This is a genomic window from Arenibacter aquaticus, assembly GCF_003957295.1.
GTDB classification, from domain to species: domain Bacteria; phylum Bacteroidota; class Bacteroidia; order Flavobacteriales; family Flavobacteriaceae; genus Arenibacter; species Arenibacter aquaticus.
Window position 1 is genome coordinate 67,446 of record NZ_RQPJ01000003.1, and the last position, 18,394, is coordinate 85,839.

The following is an 18,394-nucleotide window of genomic DNA, read 5'->3' on the forward strand; positions in this document are numbered from 1 at the left end:
TTATTTAATTCTTTGGCCATCCTTCAAAAGTCTGTCCCTTAAAATTGGGTACTGCACTTCTTGGACATCGCTTTTGCCATCTATGGCCAAGGCCGCTGCAGTTGCTGCCGTTTGGCCCAAGACCATAAATACCGGTTCCATACGGATAGACCCAAAGGCAATATGGGTTGAACTTACACATACTGGGACAATAAGATTTTTGCATTCCTCTTTCTTAGGAACCAATGACCTATAACTTATGGGATAAGGTTTAAAACCATGGGCTTCCACATTACCCTCGTTTTGCACATAGTCATTGGCATCTACATACCGTTGCACATTGTGGGAATCCATCCCATAGGCTGCCATACCTATGGCATCTTCTGCCACTTTTAACCCCTCACAATTATGTTGTGTCATAACATAATCGCTGATCATTCTCCGTGCCTCTCTTATATATAGCTGTTGTTGCCAGCCATCTGCCCTTTCAAATTCATCCTTTGTCGTTCCCCATCTAGATGCCTCTTTACGCACTTCTTCGGGGATACGGGGATGATTGGCCAGGGTCCACATAAGCCCCATTTGGTAGTTCCTATGATCCTCGATGATCTTTTCCCTCTCCGCATAAGAAGCCTCGGGGTAGTCATAATTCCTGCCGATATAATCGGTAGAAAAGCCGAACTTGTTGTTCGTATCGGTTTTTCTATTGGGCATACTGGAATTGATCCAGGGCAAAAGGGAATTGCCATAACTGTACATCTCTCTAATTGGCCCTTTTCTCGCCTCATAGTTACGGAAAAGAAGCTCGTAATTTATTTCATCGTAATTGGATGGTTTTTGAAAGGGTATTCGATTGTCCGGGTGATCGGTCAAACACATCCTAAAACAGTAGGCCTGTATCTTTTTATCTCCTTCACTCTCCAATCCGGGTTTCTCATTAACATTTGGCAATAGTCCAGATGATGGGTCGCCTTTTACCACATAGGGGTCTACTCCCGGAATAAAATTATGGTTAAATGCATTTTTGGAAACAAATCCGGTCAAGGCCCTATTAATGCTATTGGCCTGTACCCCGTTCAAGGTTTCCCCATACTCCTCGTTACTCTCCCTGCCCACGGTATAGGAAACTCCTGCCGCCGCCATTAGATCACCTTCATAAGTGGTGTCCAAAAATACTTTGCCCTTAAAAGTCTTACCACTTTCCATGGTAATCGATTCAATTTCGCCATTTACTTTTTTAACACCTGAGGCTCTGTTCAAACGTTCGTTATAGACCATTTTAATCTTTTCCTTGTCCATCATAGTCTTGTAAACAGAGAGGGCCGCGGAAGGTTCAAAGGTCCACATGGAGGCTTCGCCATCCTCGGTACGGGTTTGCCCCCCATCCATATAGTCCGATTTTTTCTCCCATTTCCAATTGTTGGGGTCATCGTAATATTTCTTGATGTTCTCATAGAACTCCCTGGAAATTCCTCCAATGGCCTGCTTATTGCCTATATCTGTTTGCCCCAACCCACCTGTAGTGAGCCCACCTATCCGATTGGTAGGTTCTATCAAAACAACAGATTTGCCCATCCTACTACTTTGAATGGCAGCTGCTACCCCGGCAGAGGTGCCCCCGTATATTACGATATCGTATTTTTTAGTTTGACCGTTTGATAATTGAACGACCACAAACAACAAAAACAAGCTTAATAACTTTTTCATCTTCTATTTAATTATTGATTGGTTTAGTATTTCCTTTGGAAAATAATCCTTTGGGTAGTTGGGGCTGAACATAATGTTTTCCCCTCTTCTTACCAGCTTGCCATCTTTTACCCATTTATGGCCGCGATCCCTCAAATGATCTATCATTTTTTGTCTCCATCGTTTCAAGCTTTTATTATATTCTGAAAGATTGGCCAAATTCTTTTTTTCTTTAGGGTCCTTAAGTAGATCAAAAAGCTGCTCTTCTCCAGTAACAGCATAATAGATGTATTTATATCTTTCATCTGTTAAGCCTGTCCAGCTATTTTCCTTCCAATAGCATTGACCATGCTCCAGGTCCAGGACCTTACGCCACCCCTTATTATTTCCTTCAATAAGGGGTATCATACTCATACCATCCATTTCAGAGGGTACGGCAACCCCAGCTACGTCCAAAAAAGTAGGCAGTACATCCCTTAGTTCTACCAGTTCCTTTATAACTTGTCCACGGTCTGCGGTTAGCTCAATACTTTCAGGCCATCTTATAATCATGGGTACAGCTGCGGATCCTTCATAAGGGTAAGACTTTCGCCATAAGTGGTGGTCTCCCATCATATCCCCATGATCCGAGGAAACAACGATCAAGGTATTTTCCAACTCACCTTTCTTTTCCAACGCCGTTAGAATGTATCCTATCTGTTCATCCAAAAAACTAATGGCAGCATAATAGCCCTTACGTGCATTTTCAACTATGCTGTCACTATAATTTCCTCGTGGGGCATTCAATTGTTGCTCCGGAGAAGGGATACTATTGAACTTTCCAAATTTATCTTCGGACCACTTACCTACATCGGCCAAGGGTATTTCCCTATTTTTATAGAAGTCCAGCCATCTTTTGGGCGGGTCAAATGGTGGGTGCGGTCTATGAAAGGCTACTTTCAGAAAAAAGGGATCCTTGGAAGCGTGATCATTGATGAAATCTATAGCTTGATTTGCCGTCCAAGCGGTGGGATGCAATTCATCATTATAAGGATATATTCCTGTACGATGATCTGTTGGTCCCAAGCCCGTACCATCAATTTTTAAATCAGGTGCCTTTTCCTTAAACCAAATATTATAATCGTTTTGGGGATGTCCCCAACCCTCACAAAGTTTTATTTCATGAAATCCGTGCATGAATTTGCTGTTGTCCAATTCACCCGGTTCCACTTTTAAGGCAACACTTCCTATAGGCTTGTAATGCAATTTCCCTGTAGCAAAGGTATAGTAACCAGCATCCCTCAGCATTTGTGGCATTTGGTATTTATACTTGGTTGCCATTGGAGCATAGGACAATAAGCCGTTCTTCCAAGGGGCCATTCCGGTCATCAGGGCCGCTCTAGCTGGTAAACAGGTTGGAGTGGCGCTATAAGCCCTACTAAACAACGCTCCTTCTCTAGCTATTTGATCCAAATTGGGGGTATGTACAATATTGCTGTCTTCCCCTCCAATATAATCTGACCGTAATTGGTCTGGAAATATAAATAGGATATTGGGCCGTTTCTTTTCTACATTTTGGGAATACACCTTAAGGGGAAAGACCAATATCCCTAAAATAAAGAGCACTGTAAACCTTAATGGGTTTACTTGTAATATGCTTGAATATGTGGTCATTTTTTTAATAGTACTAGGCTTTTGGTATGTGGACACTATGAATATTACAGGCTTTTTAATAAAAGCCTGTAATACATATTGTGTAAAATATTCAATTAATAACCTGGGTTCTGATCTGCTTGGTTAACAGCAGGGTTATTATTTATTTCATCTTCAGGTATGGGAAACAAAAGACGCTCATCAATAATAGTCTTGCCAGCAGCGGCAAATGCTTCTGTTACTTTACCCGTACGCTTTAAGTCGAACCAACGTCTTCTTTCCGTAATAAATTCATATGCCCGCTCTTGAATTACGGCATCCCTAAAGGCATCACTCCCCATCCCTGATGGATAGTCAACTGCCGATACCGTTGTGGGATCAAAACCATAGGCCCGTCGCTTAATCATATTTAAGCGCTCCAAAGCCAAATCAGAAGGACCTCCCTCGGCCATACTGGCAGCTTCGGCATAAAACAAAAAGGCCTCGGTAAAACGATAGATTGGCACGCTATAGAGACTTATACCAGAGGTGTTGGTAATAAATTTCTTGAATAGCACAGGAGTGGTAGATGGCAGTGGAACCCATTCCCCTTCTGCATTTTGATATTCAGTGTAAAGATTAAAATTCTTTCTTAAATCATTTTCGTCCCAGCTATCCCCTATAAAGGAGTTCATATCCGGCAACCATGCAAACACACCACCAGAGGAGTAATTATAAGGAACATTGCCGGCCCTATGCAAATAATTGGGAATTGTAGAGCCTTTTGTTTCTGAGTGATGCATGGACATAATATCCTCTGTACTGGTATCTACGGCAAATATGTCATAAAAATCATCGGACTCTGTTACCGTGACCAAGGAGAATGGCCCATTGGTAATTAAATCATTGGCCTTTTCCGCTGCCCCTGTCCAATTCTCCGTAGTAAGGTAAACATGGGCTAGCAACATCTTAGCTGCCCATTTGGAGGCACGGCCGGTCTCATCGCCCACTTCTCCCAAACCACTTTCAGCAGTTATAAGGTCTTGGATAATTAGATCATAGACCTCGCTCTCCGGTGCCCTAGGAGCCTCAACAGCACTTAAATCTACACTCTCATTCGTTTTCAAGGGTACAGCTCCCCACCCCCTTACCAATTCAAAATAACACAGAGCCCTTAAATAATGGGCTTCGGCCAAAATACGCTGTTGGGTCTCCGCATTTATATCTTCAATGTTGGGAACGTTTGCCAAAACGGCATTTGCCCTATTTATAGTTGTATAAAAAGACGACCAATTGGTTGCACACCTACCTATATTACGCTGGTCCAATATTTGGTCCCAGATAGTGATGGGTGCTTGGGATCCCCTACCAAATAAATAATCACCGTGAAGTTCTGACATAAGGTAATTGGTTATCCCAAAAAAATCGTTTTGCATACCTGCATATACCCCGGCTATTGCCGCTTCGGCATCCTCTTCATTTTTATAGAAATTGGCTTTGGAAACAAAATCCTTCGGCACTTCCTCCAGTGCTTTTTCACAAGCCGTAAACAACAAGGTTGTTAATATAATTAATATTGTATTTTTCATGATTTCTTACTTTAATAGTTAAAATCTAAATTTTAAACCTACGGCATAAATTTTTGCATTTGGATAGCTACTTTGATCATGCCCAAATCGCAATCTATCGGACACATTACTTGAATCTGTACCACGAGTATTGGCCTCTGGATCCAAGCCCGTATAATTGGTGAAAGTGAATAAATTGGTTCCCGAAACATATATCTGAGCCATATCAATGCCCTTTAGTCCAAACTCTTGCACAGGCAAGTTATAGGCTAGGCGCATTGAGCGTATTCTTAAATAGCTTGCATCCTCTATAAAGCGCTCGGACACCGTTATTTGAGTGGCACTGCTTATTTTTGGGTATTTGGCATCCGGATTTGGATTTTCCTCGGTCCAATAATTCCCTATGATATCCGTGAATTGGTTATTTCCACGCTGAAACGAATTTAAATGCGTACCATTGGTAGCATTGAACAATTCGTTTCCTTGCACTCCTTCCAAGGAAACGTTCAATTCCAATCCTTTATAGGAAAAATTACTGGTAAGACCATAGATGAAGTCTGGATGGTAACTTCCAAGAATTACCCTATCCAAGGCATTAATAATACCATCGGGCACCCCATCTGGGCCACTAAGATCTTGGTATTTTATAAAGCCATTTTCGTCCAAACCATCTTCCCGCAATCCGTAAAATGCACCTAGGGGTTCACCTACCCTGGCGATGTTGGCACTTGGCCAAACGGCACCTTGCCCAGCACCAAAAATATCACTGTCTCCGGCCAATTTAATTACTTCGTTCTTATTGGCTGAGAACTGGGCCGACACATCCCATTGGAAGTCCCCCTTTAAAATATCTGCGTCTACACTAAGTTCTATACCGGAATTTTGAATTTCTCCCAGGTTCCTTAAAATGGATCCAAAACCTACTGTAGGAGGCAAGGGAACCGATGCCAGTAAATCCTTAGTGTTCTTTTTATAGTAGTCAAATACAAATCGCAATCTATCCTGCAGTATATTTAAATCAAACCCTACATCCAACTGCCCAGTGGTTTCCCACTTTAGACTACTGTTGGAGATTCCGCTGGGAACAAACCCAATCACATCCGTTTGGTTACCATAAATGTATTTGACCGAACTAAGTCTATCCAAAGACTGATAAGGATTAAGGGCCGTATTACCTGTAATACCATAACTGGCCCGTAACTTTAAGTTGTTGATTATTTTGTTTTCTTCTAAAAAGGGTTCATCCGATACACGCCAGGCTATGGCCCCAGATGGGAAATACCCCCATTTATGTTCATCCCCAAATCTTGATGAACCATCTGCCCTTACACTAGCAGTAAACATGTATTTCCCGTCAAAAGAATAATTGACCCTGGATAAAAAGGAAGCCAAGGTCCAATCTGAGTAACCGGAATAAGGGTTTCCTATTGATTCTGCCGCGGCCAACTCATAATTTTCTGTAATATTATTGGCAAATCCACTAACACTTATCCCGGAATTCCTATTCATATTAGTTTGATAGGTTGCTCCTCCTATTACGTTCACACTGTGTTTTTCATTAAAGAGCTTGGAATAAGTAAGTACATTTTCCGTTAAAAAGGAATTGGAATAGCTGTTGCTTTCAGATGCAGAACCCCTATCGTTGTTATAGATAATGGGTATAAAGGTCTCATTGGTATTATTTGCGTATTGTAAACCTACTAGCGTTTTAAAGGATAGTTCAGGGGTAAAGGTTACATCAAAATTGGCATTTGCCAAAACACTATTGGCAAAGGTGCGATTCTTTCTTAGAGTCCAAATTATTGGATTCCTCATATCGGCAGATCCAAAATTATAGGCTTGTTCTATGCGTGTTGGCAATCCACTTTCATCATAGATTGGCAAGGTTGGAGGTGCCGAGGCCGCTGCCGACAACAAGGAATTTCCACGATTTCCATTATCTACAGGAACAGAATTTCGCTCCCTTCTGGATAATTGTAGGTTAACACCCATTTTTAGCCAACTCTTTAATTCCTGATCAAGGTTTAATCTAACGGACCCTCTCTGTACTCCTGAATTCTCAATAATTCCTTCTTGGTCAAAATAGTTTCCAGAAATGGAATACCTACCTTTTTCCGAACTTCCAGAGAAGGTGACGGTATTGTTATTAACAGGGGCAACCCTAAAGATGGCATCCCACCAATCAGTTCCAGGGTTTTCAACCGTACTGGGATCAAAAAAAGGATCCAAGCCCTCGTTCTTCAACCATTCATTTGCTATAGTGGCGTACTCTTTGGCATCCAATAAATCATAGCGGTTAATGGCCTCCTGCATTCCAAAATAGCTATTTACCTCAATTTTGCTATCCTGTCCTTTAACGCCTTTTTTAGACGTTATAATTACAACACCATTAGCTCCCCTTGACCCATAAATAGCCGTGGCGGAAGCATCCTTTAAAATATCTACGGATTCTATATCGGATGGATTCAAGAAATTGATACCCCCAGTAACAGGGAAACCATCCACTACATACAAGGGTTGATTATCCCCTATCATAGAATTACCGCCCCTTATACGTACCTCTATCCTGGAACCAGGGGCGCCTGAGTTTTGGGATACCCTTACACCTGCTGCTCCCACCTTTAAGGCTTGCTCCATATTGTAGACAGGTACTGCCTCTAGGGTTTCGGTCTTGACCTGGGATACAGACCCCGTTAAATCTGCCTTTTTCATTGTACCATATCCCACAACAACCACTTCTTCCAAGCCAGCTGCACTCTCCTCCAGTTCCACATTTAGCACAGACTGTCCGTTCACGGAAACTTCTTTTGTAGCATAACCAATATAGGAGACTATAAGAACAGCGTTCCCATTGGCCACAGCCATAACATAGTTCCCATCAAAATCGGACTGGGTACCGTTAGTTGTGCCTTTTTCAACAATACTGGCTCCGGGTAATGGTTGCCCATCCTTATCCCTAATAGATCCACTAACTTGAAATTGTATTGTTTTCCCTTCAATCTTAGGAGTAGGTTCCGGACTGGAAACAGCTTGGTTTACCTCTTTCTTTTTTAATAGAATTTTCCGGTCTTCTATGTCGTATAAAATATCCCTGCTAGTAAAAAGTATTTGCAAGACTCGTTTAATTGTAGCTTTCCTGACATTTATTGAAACTTTTCTCTTTAAATCTACCGTCTTGGTGCTAAAAATAAACTTGAATTCTGTATTCGCCTCTATCTCGTCAATAACCTCCTCAACAGTTGTATTCCCTAGATCCAAGGTAATCTTGGTTTTCTGTGAATACGAAGAATTGGCCTGCATTACAAAGGTTACGGTAATTAAAAGAAGAAGCGATAACTTCATTTTTAAATCCAATTTTAAGGGCCAAGGGGATTTACCCCCCGACTTTGGTGGTTTTTTCATAATTTTGAATGTTTACTGGTGGTTATACTTAAATTTTAGGTTTGATCACTTTACGCAATCGGGAAATGTTACAGCATTTTCCGATTTTTTTTTCGATGAATCGGTCTATTATCCGCGTTAAGCAATCCATTTTTATTGGTTTTACTCCATGGGCATTACTGGTTTAGTTAATAATGATTTTATTGTCCAATATCTGATATTCTATTTGGTATACTTTATTAAAATAGTTAAACACCTGTTCTATGGTCTCATGCTTGGTTTCAATGGTAGCATTAAAAGTCTCGGTAGCCAATTTTGCATTATTGTTTATTATCACCACATTGTAATGTCGTTCCAACTTTTGTATAATATTTTCAAAAGCCACATCCCTAAAAACTAGATTGCCTTTCATCCAAGATGTATAAATTGAGGTATTTACTTCTTGCTTGGAAATATTGCTTCCAGACTTATTGTACACCCCTTTAAATCCGGGTTTTAGAAAAACCTCTTCCTGCTGCTCCCCTGTTGGTCCTTTGGACTCTGTTAGACTAACCGATCCATCCAACAGAACAACCTCCGTATTGCGATCCTCCGGATAATTGGAAACATTGAATTTTGTGCCATGTACCAGTATATCAAGATTTTGGGCACTTACAATAAATGGATTTTGGTCACTGTGGGCCACATCAAAATAGGCTTCGCCCATTAAAAATACTTCCCGCTGTTTCCCTTCTAGGAAACTCACAGGATATCTTAAAGAGCTACCGGCATTCAAATGAACATTGGTGCCATCCGAAAGGGTTATAGTAAACTGCTTACCATTTGGAACACTTAGGGTGTTAAAGGACAATTCCTTTATTTCATTGACATCTTGGTAGACCAACTTGTTTCCATTACTGGATCCTATAACCTTTCCTTTAGAATCCTTGACCAAGGAGGCTCCATTCCCGGAAATAATTTCAATTTGCCCATTATCCAGTACCAACTGAATAGCTTCTGATCTGGGCTGTATGGCTTCCTTGGGTGTATTTATTAAAATATCACTCTTAATCAACACCCCAATACCTAGAAATATAATTGCAATGGCCGCATACTTCAATGCAGGGGCATACCTACGACCATAAAATACATTTTTGTCTTTTCTTATCTCCTTCTGTAGCTGTTTCCTTAGTTTGTTTAAATCCGGATCGTTCATAGCCAATGTAATAGCATAGTGGGTTTTAACATAGTCCTTGAAAATTGCATAATTCCCTTCTTCCCCTATCCAATTGTTAAGCACGTCCAACTCCTCTGAATTAGAGGAACGATTTAGGAATTTAATAATTAGCTTTTCTATTTCTTCAGAGATCATTTTATTACCACTCTTTTTAAACACTACAAAGCAAAATCACAATACCCTAACTTTTTATTTAATTATTTTCTATATTAACACAATATTTGTGTCAATTTTACTAAAAGAATAATTTTTTATGAGTTTCGACGACAACGCAACTTTGATAGAAAATCTCCAAATAGGTAATGAAAAGGCCTATATGTTCCTGCTAGACACCTATCACAAAAGACTATATGCCTATGCCCTTTCTTTGCTACATGATTCTGCTATGGCAGAAGATATTGTACAAAATGTATTCTTAAAAACTTGGAAATCCAGAAAAAAACTAAATAAGCAGTTTGCAATAAAAAGTTTTCTATACAAAGCGGTATACAATGAATTTATAAACAGCTACCAAAAGAAGAAGGCTATGATGCTTTTGCAACAAAAATATATAGAATCCTTAGGGGAAGTGGTAGAGGAAACCGACGACAACCTTATAGAAAAGATGATCGCTATTGTAAATGAGGAAATTAAAAAATTACCTCCTAAGTGTCAGAAGGTATTTGTATTAAGTAAAAAGGAAGGACTTACCAATGTAGAAATATCCGATCACCTCAATGTTTCCATTAAAACTGTGGAAGCTCAGATTACCAAGGCTTTCACAATACTGAGAAAAAGTTTGGGAAAGAAATATGAAATGATCTTTTTTGTCTTTTTTGGAACCACTGCCCTAAAAAAGAATATAGTCACAAACCCATAATAAATAGAGTCCCAACCCTGTACGTTATAACCTTACTGCCTTGTAGTTTCTATAGCATTCCTTTTTCTTGAAAAAGTTTATAGATCATTTTTTTCTCGGACAAATCAAAGGAACGTTCCTCAAACCAATCGTGAATGGTTATTTTTTCCTTTTCCTCTTCAGCTTTATGTAATATTTCATCTGTCACCAAGTGCCAATACATCCATTTATTAGTGGCAAGGGCATAGCCAATTTCATCATTGACCAAGGACCTCACGGGTTTATTTTTTAAACGAACACCATTTTCCAACACCGCCAAGGTTTTTGTCAACCTTACTACCTCGGAAAATGAAAACCTCAAGAAATCCCCAAAACCGTCTTGACCCACATTATACAATTTATCGCCCACTTTTAACATTTCCATATTCTAAAAAAAGGAAACAAAAATACCGCTCCCAGTCTTTTTAAAAAACCATAAAAAAAAGAACTTATAAACATTAGTCCCTTGGCAGCCTATATCCAAATGCCAAGCTGACCAAAGCTATTTTTTTGCATATTTCCATGACTATATACCAAGCTTTTAAACAATTCTTTTACATTTGCCCCATAAATAAGATTATAATGAGTATAAAACGGGATTTGGAAAAAAGAAGCAATGGCCAATGTGAACTCTGTACAGCTACAGATAATTTGACCGTTTTAGAAGTACAGCCTGTAAAAAATGGTGGTTTGGACGGCAACCTTTTAGTGTGTGAAACCTGCAGGGAGCAAATTGAAAATCCCGATAAAACCGATCCCAATCATTGGCGCTGTTTAAACGATAGTATGTGGAGCGAGCATACCCCGGTCAAGGTTTTGGCATGGCGCATGTTGAGCCGACTAAAATCTGAAGGATGGCCACAAGACTTACTGGATATGCTGTATTTGGAAGATGAAGTATTGGAATGGGCGAAAGCCACTGGCGAAGGAGGCCCTTCTGAAAACCAAATCATCCACAGGGATAGCAATGGTGCCGTTTTGGAGGCAGGAGACAGTGTTGTTCTCATTAAAGACTTGCCGGTAAAGGGATCTAGTATGGTTGCCAAAAGAGGTACTGCTGTAAGACGCATATCCTTGGACCACGAAAACGAAGAATACATTGAGGGTAAAGTAGATGGCCAGCAGATCGTAATTCTTACCAAATACGTCAAAAAAACGTCTTAACGCCTTGTTACCGCAGCTTATCTGCCTTCTTTTGGCTGCCATTAGGAGAACGGTACATAATTGCTGGTTCAGCCTCGTTTCCCGTAATACCCCAACATACGGCATATAATGGAATTAATGCGTAAACATCAATTTTTCCATGGCAAAAGAAGACCCATATGCTGCATTGAAATATAAGGAATTCAATGTATTTTTATTAGTGCGTTTTGCCATGGTATTTGCATGGTCCATGCAGTTCGTGGTTATTGAATGGGAAGTATATTCCTTGACCAAAAACCCCTTATCCTTGGGAATCATAGGATTAATGGAAGTAATCCCAGCTGTTTCCCTAGCCTTATTTGCCGGTCATGTGGTTGATCAAAAAGAAAAAAAGGGGTTGTTGGTAAAATGTATTTTGGGATTCTCTATAATAAGCCTTGGACTGTTTTTGCTCACCTGGCCAACAATAATAAAGGATTGGTCTAAGAATAGTATTCTGTATGCCATCTATTTTCTAGTCTTTTTGGGCGGTATTGTCCGTGCCTTTCTAGGCCCTACTATTTTCTCCCTGTTTGCTTTAATTGTCCCAAAAAAAGTATACCCCAATGCAGCTACCTGGAGCAGTTCGGTATGGCAGATGGGGGCAGTACTTGGCCCCGCCTTGGCGGGATTGACCATTAATTGGATCGGGGTACACTGGTCTATGTGCCTTATCTTTTTCTTTTCTTTGATGGCCCTAATTACCTTATCAAAAATAGAGAAAAAACCTATTTTAAATCCTAAGATTGGGGAACCGGTGTTGGAGAGTCTAAAAGAGGGGGTGAAATTTGTATTTGGCACAAAAATAATATTGGGGGCCATTACCTTGGATATGGTAGCAGTGCTTTTTGGCGGAGCCATAGCCTTATTGCCCATATACGCCCAAGATATCCTTAAGGTAGGCCCGGAAGGCTTTGGTATACTACGCGCGGCACCAGCGGTTGGCGCCTTGGTTATAATGTTTACCTCTGCCCACTTTCCGTTAAATAAAAAGGCGGGCCTAAAACTCTTGGGATCTATTTTTGGTTTTGGTATTTGCATTATCGTTTTTGGGATTTCCACATCATTCTGGATTTCTGTGATAGCCCTATTCTTTAGTGGGGTAACAGACGGTATTTCTATGATAATAAGACAAACCATATTGCAATTAAGGACTCCGGATGAAATGCGCGGCAGGGTGGCCTCGGTAAACTCCATGTTCGTTGGCTCTTCAAATGAACTGGGAGCTTTTGAGAGCGGACTTACCGCTAAATTGATGGGAACGGTTACTGCAGTGGTTTTTGGCGGAAGTATGACCTTAATTACCGTACTCTTTACTGCTGCCATCTCCCCTACTTTTAGAAAGCTGGATCTTAGAAAAGATTTATTGGAGCATGAGAACAGTAGTCAGTAGTCAGTGGTCAGTGGTCAGTGGTCAGTGGTCAGTGGTCAGTGGTCAGTGGTCAGTGGTCAGTGGTCAGTGGTCAGTGGTCAGTGGTCAGTGGTTTAAAAGTTAAATAAACCTTTACGTTTATGGACTAAACTATTTTAAATCCCTTTTGATCCGAAGTATAAACAAACATCCATTCCGGTGTGGAGGGATCCTGACTTTCCGCAACACATTTAAATCCATTTTTCTCGTAAAAATAACGCAAACCTTCTTCCTCTATGGTGAGCCAAAAAGAGCGATCTGGATATTTATTTTTTATTGCCTCTAGCCATTTAGATCCCATAGATTGATTTCTGTAGTTGGGACCTACAAACAAAAAACCAATATAATAGTATCCTAAAGCTAGGTATGGTGCCCCATTTTCAATTTCAAACTGGGTTCTATTTGGGGGCTCCTCAATAAAAACAATACCTCCCGCCATAATTTCCGCTGCATTCCGTAGCACGTAGATACAGCCATTTTCCTTACAATCTTCCCAAACCGGGCCTATTGTCTTCTGCCATTCCTCAGGCAGAATCCTAAAAAAAATATCGGGTTCATTTTTCAACACCTTTAATTCCACCCAATCAATTTTATTTACTACCATATGCAACCGTCCTTATAATAAGCCCCATGACCATAAACGATCAAAATCATCTGCCCATCTATCCCCAATATCAGTTCTATAGTAAACGTTGTTGATGATAATATTGCTCATTCTGTTCTGCATCATTTTTTGCGCATCCTTCATCGTTAGCCCCGTTCCCGTAACCAACAAGGCAATACCCGTATTGCCGGTAATCAACCATTCGTCATTAACCTTTTTAAGATGCATGGGATGCACTCCTTCTTTCATTTCCTTTTTAAATACGACCACAGAATCCTTGGAAAATAACTGAAAGGTCTTCTTATCCTCAAAAGGAAAAGGTGGCACTAGCATATAGGCTCCCACTTGAAAACCTTTTCTTGTATTGATCTTAAAGCATTGTCCTGAAGCCAATTTATAGAACATATTGCCGATGGGCTCCAATATACCGGCCCGCTGAATAAATAACTGGGGATAACCAAATCTAGAAGTAAATTCCAAAGGATAAATTCCGTTGCCATTCACAATGCAGTTGATATCCAATTGACCTATAAATCCTTCTAAGGCCAATGAACTTTCAAACTTTTTTAGGGTGGCATCAAAAATTGGAGAATCCTTGGTCCAAAACATACTGGAACCCATTTCACCGGTTGATACACCCAATTCTTTTGGAAACAGTTTCTTATGCTCAAATGTTATATTAATGGGGTATATAAACTCTTTACCATTAAAGTATGCTGATACAGATACCTCTACTCCCTTTACCTTACGTTGCAATTGAAAGTTCCCAAAATGGTTTCCCCAAGATTGCTCATAGGCCTTTAGCACCCGTATCACATCCAAACCTTCATCATCACTCCCAACAAAAAGCAATTGCTTGTATTCCTGGGTTTCCCCTGAAGGCTTTATGACATAGGCGTTGGGGTTAGCCTTCACAAATTCTATAGCATCCTGAAAGTTCATAAACTCTTTGGATGGCAAAATTTTAACCCCATGTTTTTTTAATTGGGACTGACCAAAATCGCGATCCAGTTCCAACTGATCGGTGTATTGGGTACCACCTAGCACCAGTTTGCCTAGAGCTCTAAGTTCGGTACATATTTTACCATAACCGGTATAGTCAAAAATTATTAGATCCGCCCAATCAATATGGGTCTTCCAGTCCTTGACCTTTTGCACAAAACCATAGCCGATTTCCCTGGAAGGCTTATCCTCTATATACATTTTAACGGCATGCCCCTCATTTAAAATAGCCATGGCTAGATCCAAGGTTTCTCCCCACCTTGAAACAATAAGGAAATTGCCTTTGTTGGGAATATTATAATTTAAATTTTCTTTTTTCAAGTTATTACTATAGGAATTAAGAATTAGTCTTTTTTTTATAAAGGGGCCAAAGTAAATGGGATAAGTGTCACTATGCTGGATTATAGAGGCCATTAGGCTTTTTTAAACCTACAGGAAATAAAACAATTCCCGAAAAAATTCGTTTATATACTTTGAGCTCCCTTGGATTGGGATTCATAAACATAGAGACTGTTTACTCCCATAGGAATAAGATTGGTATCAATGTAGTAAGCAAGAGCCCATTATAGAATAATTTGAAACAAATATATAGCAAATATAAATGTGAAATCAATAATTATTTAAGGGCCCTTTAAATATTTTATTTACCTAAATACCCCTAATATTTTAGCAACTCTTTTAAGTGTTTATAGCAAATAAGTTTTATTAGAAACCTTATTTTTGAACAAAATTTTATAATTCATGTTTAGCTTCTTTAGCAAGAAAAAATTTTTAGTCGATTATTTGGGTAATTTTGTGGATATCCATAACCACATTTTGCCCGGCATAGACGATGGGGCCAAAACCGTAACCGATTCGGTACAACTCATTAAAGAGTTTTCTAATCTGGGTATCAATAAATTTGTTGCCACCCCGCATATTATGCACAACTATTATCCCAATGATAAGGATAGTATACAGGCTGCGCACACTAAAGTTTTGGATAGCTTGCTTAAGGAGAAAATGAAAAACATCAGCCTTGATGTGGCAGCAGAGCATATGATAGATGCCAATTTTGATATCATACTCGATAAAAAAGAGGTGATGCCTTTACGAAATAGGTACCTATTAATAGAAATGTCTTATCTACAGCCTTCCATTAACTTTGATGAAGCCATTCAAAACATTGCTTTTCATAGGTATTTCCCAATATTGGCCCACCCGGAAAGATATGCCTTTTTACATCTTAACTCCTCCAAGTTTATGAAATACAAGCAAAGTGGGATTCTCTTACAGATGAACCTTTTATCGCTGGGACAATATTATGGAAAGGATGTACAAAAAAAAGCGTATAAATTACTTCAGAATGGCTTAATAGACTACGTTGCCTCCGATGTTCATAACCTAAATCAATTACATAGTTTAAAGGAGTTGGAGATAAAAAGCAGTCATATAAAATTACTCTTGCCTGTTATTGAACGAACCATCAATGACTTCTATTAAACCAACCACCTTAAAAGGTCCACCATTTTTTATGGGATTTCCCATAGCCGTAACCATAGGAACCACCATAACCTAAATTAGATACTTTAACGTTGTTCACTACAAAGGACAATCCGTTCAACTTTCCTTCATTTTTTAGTTTTACCGGGAAATCCAATACCTTTTTCTCGGTTACCCCAGCTTTGGTCACATAGATAATATGGTCTGCATATTCCGTTATCAACAAGGTATCCGTTACCACCATTAAAGGAGCTGTATCTACAATTACGTAATCGTATTTTTCAGATACCTCTTCCAATAGTTCCTTCATACGGTTACTCATTAAAAGTTCTGCCGGATTGGGTGGTATTTTACCGGAGTAGATTACATCAATGGTATTGGTATGCACCAACATGCTATTAATAATATCTTTGGTATTCAGTTCTGAATCATATAAATATTCCGTTAGCCCAATGTCGCGATTGCGCGAAGAGGTAGTACCACCCAATTTATCTACATTTTTATTGGTAAAGAAACTATATAACTTTGGATTTCTAATATCTGCTCCTATCAACAATACTTTTTTGTTGGTACTGGCCAATATCATGGATAAGTTGGAAGAAAGAAAGGTCTTTCCTTCCCCTGGTACCGACGAGGTAATATAAATTAAGTTCCCTTTTCCTCCATTATTTTTGGACTTAATCATGTAATCTATATTGGTCCTGATAATCCGTAAAGATTCTGCCAAAATGGAACGATCGTCCTTGCCTACCAATTTTTCCTCCTTCTTACCAAGCTTGGGAAGTTCACCCAAGACAGGAATATCCGTGATCTGCTTTTCCAAGGAAGTTTTGCTATGCACCTTGTTATCCAAGAGGTCATTGGCATATATTACAGAAAAAGGTACAATAAGGCCAAAAATAAAGAAGGCCATATATACAATTTTCTTATTGGGAGATACAGGCATAGGGCTCACGCTATAAGAACGGTCTATTACCTTGGACTTGGGCGTGGCCGATGCAAAGGTTATCTGAGACTCCTCCCGTTTCTCCAATAGATAGAGGTATAAAGATTCTGTGGTCTGCTGTTTTCTTCCAATATCCCTCAACGCACGTTGATTTTTGGGAGCAGCGTACAATCTAGAGTTAACTTTGGATAGTTGGCTACTAAGGCTGTTTACCTGAAGCCCCAGGTTATTGGTCATACTTCCCAAACTGGATTGCATAGAGCGTTTAAGACCCTCCAATTGTTGGTCCAAGTTCACAATAATGGGGTTTTTTTCATTGGAGCTTTTAAGTAACCGTTTCCTTTCGGCCACCAATTCGTTGTATTTTGCGGTAGTACTGGCTATAGAAGGATCGGACAGCCCAACATTGGAAGGCAGCACCTCATAGCCTTCCTGGTTCTCCACCAAGTCTTTCATAGAAGAGGCTATATCCAATTGCAGCGCAGCATTTTGCAATTCTTGCTGACTGCTGGCACTCACCGTTAAATTAACACTGGATTGGGAAGCAATATCGGTAATTCCCCTATTGGACTTAAACTCCTCTTCATTTTGGTCCTCTTCAGAAAGGTCCGAATAGATATCCGCTATCCTATCGTTGATGAACTCGGAGGTCTTATCGGCTATAGCCTTACGATCTGCAATGGCATTATTGTTATAGGTATCTATAAGAGTATTGATAATATCATTGGCCTTTTGCTGAATGGGATCGTTCAACGAAATATTTAAGATATTGGAATATTCCGCGGCCGGTGAGACATTAATTTTAAATTGATATTGTTGGGCCACCATGGCTACCGGGGTAACATCTACCCTATACTTCTTATCCTTATAGGCCGATATGTCCTCTACTGCAGGGGTAATTACGATATCCCCAATAGAAGTGGAGATATTTTTTCCATAGGCATAGGGCTTTAAGGGAACATCTTCACTCTCTGCATACCCAAAAGTGGTATCATTAGAGAGGGTTATATAAAACCCCATATGGGCATTGTTCACCACGGAGTCTTGCGCAATAAAGTTAATCTTAAAGGGCGGGTTCTTATATACCTCAGAATCCAAAATTTTCCCCAAAGAGGTAATCTTAACGTTCAACCCCAATTTTTGCACTACCTCTATAAGGTTAGACCTAGAATTGATTATTTCAATCTCATCCTCAACCTTATTGCTGCCACCGGGCATCATCCCTAAATCTTGAAACGCACTGAATTCTGCATTGGAGTTTTTATCATCCAATATCTGTATTTTTGCCTGGGCCGCATATTCCGGTACCGAATAACGCAATTTTACATAAGCCAAAGCCAGGAATACCATTACGGAAAACACAAACCACTTCCAGTGTTTGGTATATGTAGATACTATTTCCTTTAAACCGTTGTCCTTGGATAGATTTTGAGAATTCAAACCCATTAT

13 protein-coding genes are annotated in these 18,394 nt (G+C 39.8%); 4 read left to right on the top strand and 9 right to left on the bottom strand.

Annotated elements, in window-relative coordinates; genetic code table 11:
• The 5 genes from EHW67_RS07525 to EHW67_RS07545 all read right to left on the bottom strand — a co-directional run bounded on the left by EHW67_RS07525 (position 1) and on the right by EHW67_RS07545 (position 9,576).
• Entirely contained in the window at positions 1 to 1,686 is a 1,686-nt protein-coding gene (locus EHW67_RS07525) for an FAD-dependent oxidoreductase (RefSeq protein ID WP_126161765.1), read from the bottom strand.
• A gap of 3 nt (positions 1,687 to 1,689) precedes the next feature.
• Positions 1,690 to 3,318 carry an arylsulfatase gene (locus EHW67_RS07530; RefSeq protein ID WP_126161766.1) on the bottom strand — a complete coding sequence of 543 codons (1,629 nt, stop codon included), beginning with the start codon at positions 3,316 to 3,318 and terminating at the stop codon, positions 1,690 to 1,692.
• Between the two features lie 95 nt (positions 3,319 to 3,413).
• Complete coding sequence (locus tag EHW67_RS07535; protein WP_126161767.1) at positions 3,414 to 4,865, bottom strand: RagB/SusD family nutrient uptake outer membrane protein; 1,452 nt, start codon at positions 4,863 to 4,865, stop codon at positions 3,414 to 3,416.
• A gap of 18 nt (positions 4,866 to 4,883) precedes the next feature.
• The gene (locus tag EHW67_RS07540; protein ID WP_126161768.1) at positions 4,884 to 8,246 is read right to left on the bottom strand and encodes a TonB-dependent receptor; all 3,363 of its coding nucleotides are present in this window, start codon (positions 8,244 to 8,246) and stop codon (positions 4,884 to 4,886) included.
• Between the two features lie 163 nt (positions 8,247 to 8,409).
• Entirely contained in the window at positions 8,410 to 9,576 is a 1,167-nt protein-coding gene (locus EHW67_RS07545; RefSeq protein WP_126161769.1) for a FecR family protein, read from the bottom strand.
• A gap of 118 nt (positions 9,577 to 9,694) precedes the next feature.
• On the opposite strand from EHW67_RS07545, the gene EHW67_RS07550 reads away from it, so the two are divergent.
• Positions 9,695 to 10,300: an RNA polymerase sigma factor gene (locus EHW67_RS07550; RefSeq protein ID WP_126161770.1), complete on the top strand. Its 606-nt coding sequence runs from the start codon at positions 9,695 to 9,697 to the stop codon at positions 10,298 to 10,300.
• A gap of 49 nt (positions 10,301 to 10,349) precedes the next feature.
• Here EHW67_RS07550 and EHW67_RS07555 read toward each other — a convergent pair whose 3' ends face one another.
• Positions 10,350 to 10,703, bottom strand: a complete 354-nt coding sequence (locus tag EHW67_RS07555; RefSeq protein WP_126161771.1) for a pyruvate kinase — start codon at positions 10,701 to 10,703, stop codon at positions 10,350 to 10,352.
• Positions 10,704 to 10,900: 197 nt separating this feature from the next.
• On the opposite strand from EHW67_RS07555, the gene EHW67_RS07560 reads away from it, so the two are divergent.
• Both EHW67_RS07560 and EHW67_RS07565 read left to right on the top strand, forming a co-directional pair.
• On the top strand, positions 10,901 to 11,482 hold the full coding sequence (locus EHW67_RS07560; protein WP_126161772.1) for a PhnA domain-containing protein: 582 nt from the start codon (positions 10,901 to 10,903) through the stop codon (positions 11,480 to 11,482).
• A gap of 139 nt (positions 11,483 to 11,621) precedes the next feature.
• Positions 11,622 to 12,893, top strand: a complete 1,272-nt coding sequence (locus EHW67_RS07565; RefSeq protein WP_126161773.1) for an MFS transporter — start codon at positions 11,622 to 11,624, stop codon at positions 12,891 to 12,893.
• A 124-nt stretch (positions 12,894 to 13,017) separates the two neighbouring features.
• On the opposite strand, the gene EHW67_RS07570 is transcribed toward EHW67_RS07565, so the two are convergent.
• Together EHW67_RS07570 and EHW67_RS07575 are read right to left on the bottom strand one after the other, a co-directional pair.
• Complete coding sequence (locus EHW67_RS07570) at positions 13,018 to 13,515, bottom strand: GNAT family N-acetyltransferase (protein ID WP_126161774.1); 498 nt, start codon at positions 13,513 to 13,515, stop codon at positions 13,018 to 13,020.
• A 12-nt stretch (positions 13,516 to 13,527) separates the two neighbouring features.
• Positions 13,528 to 14,931 (bottom strand): phosphoribosylamine--glycine ligase, encoded by a 1,404-nt coding sequence (locus EHW67_RS07575; protein WP_126161775.1) that lies wholly within the window; start codon positions 14,929 to 14,931, stop codon positions 13,528 to 13,530.
• A 327-nt stretch (positions 14,932 to 15,258) separates the two neighbouring features.
• Between EHW67_RS07575 and EHW67_RS07580 the strand changes: the two genes are divergently transcribed.
• The gene (locus EHW67_RS07580) at positions 15,259 to 15,999 is read left to right on the top strand and encodes a tyrosine-protein phosphatase (RefSeq protein WP_126161776.1); all 741 of its coding nucleotides are present in this window, start codon (positions 15,259 to 15,261) and stop codon (positions 15,997 to 15,999) included.
• A 10-nt stretch (positions 16,000 to 16,009) separates the two neighbouring features.
• Here EHW67_RS07580 and EHW67_RS07585 read toward each other — a convergent pair whose 3' ends face one another.
• Positions 16,010 to 18,391 carry a GumC family protein gene (locus EHW67_RS07585; protein ID WP_126161777.1) on the bottom strand — a complete coding sequence of 794 codons (2,382 nt, stop codon included), beginning with the start codon at positions 18,389 to 18,391 and terminating at the stop codon, positions 16,010 to 16,012.
• Positions 18,392 to 18,394 lie beyond the last annotated feature (3 nt).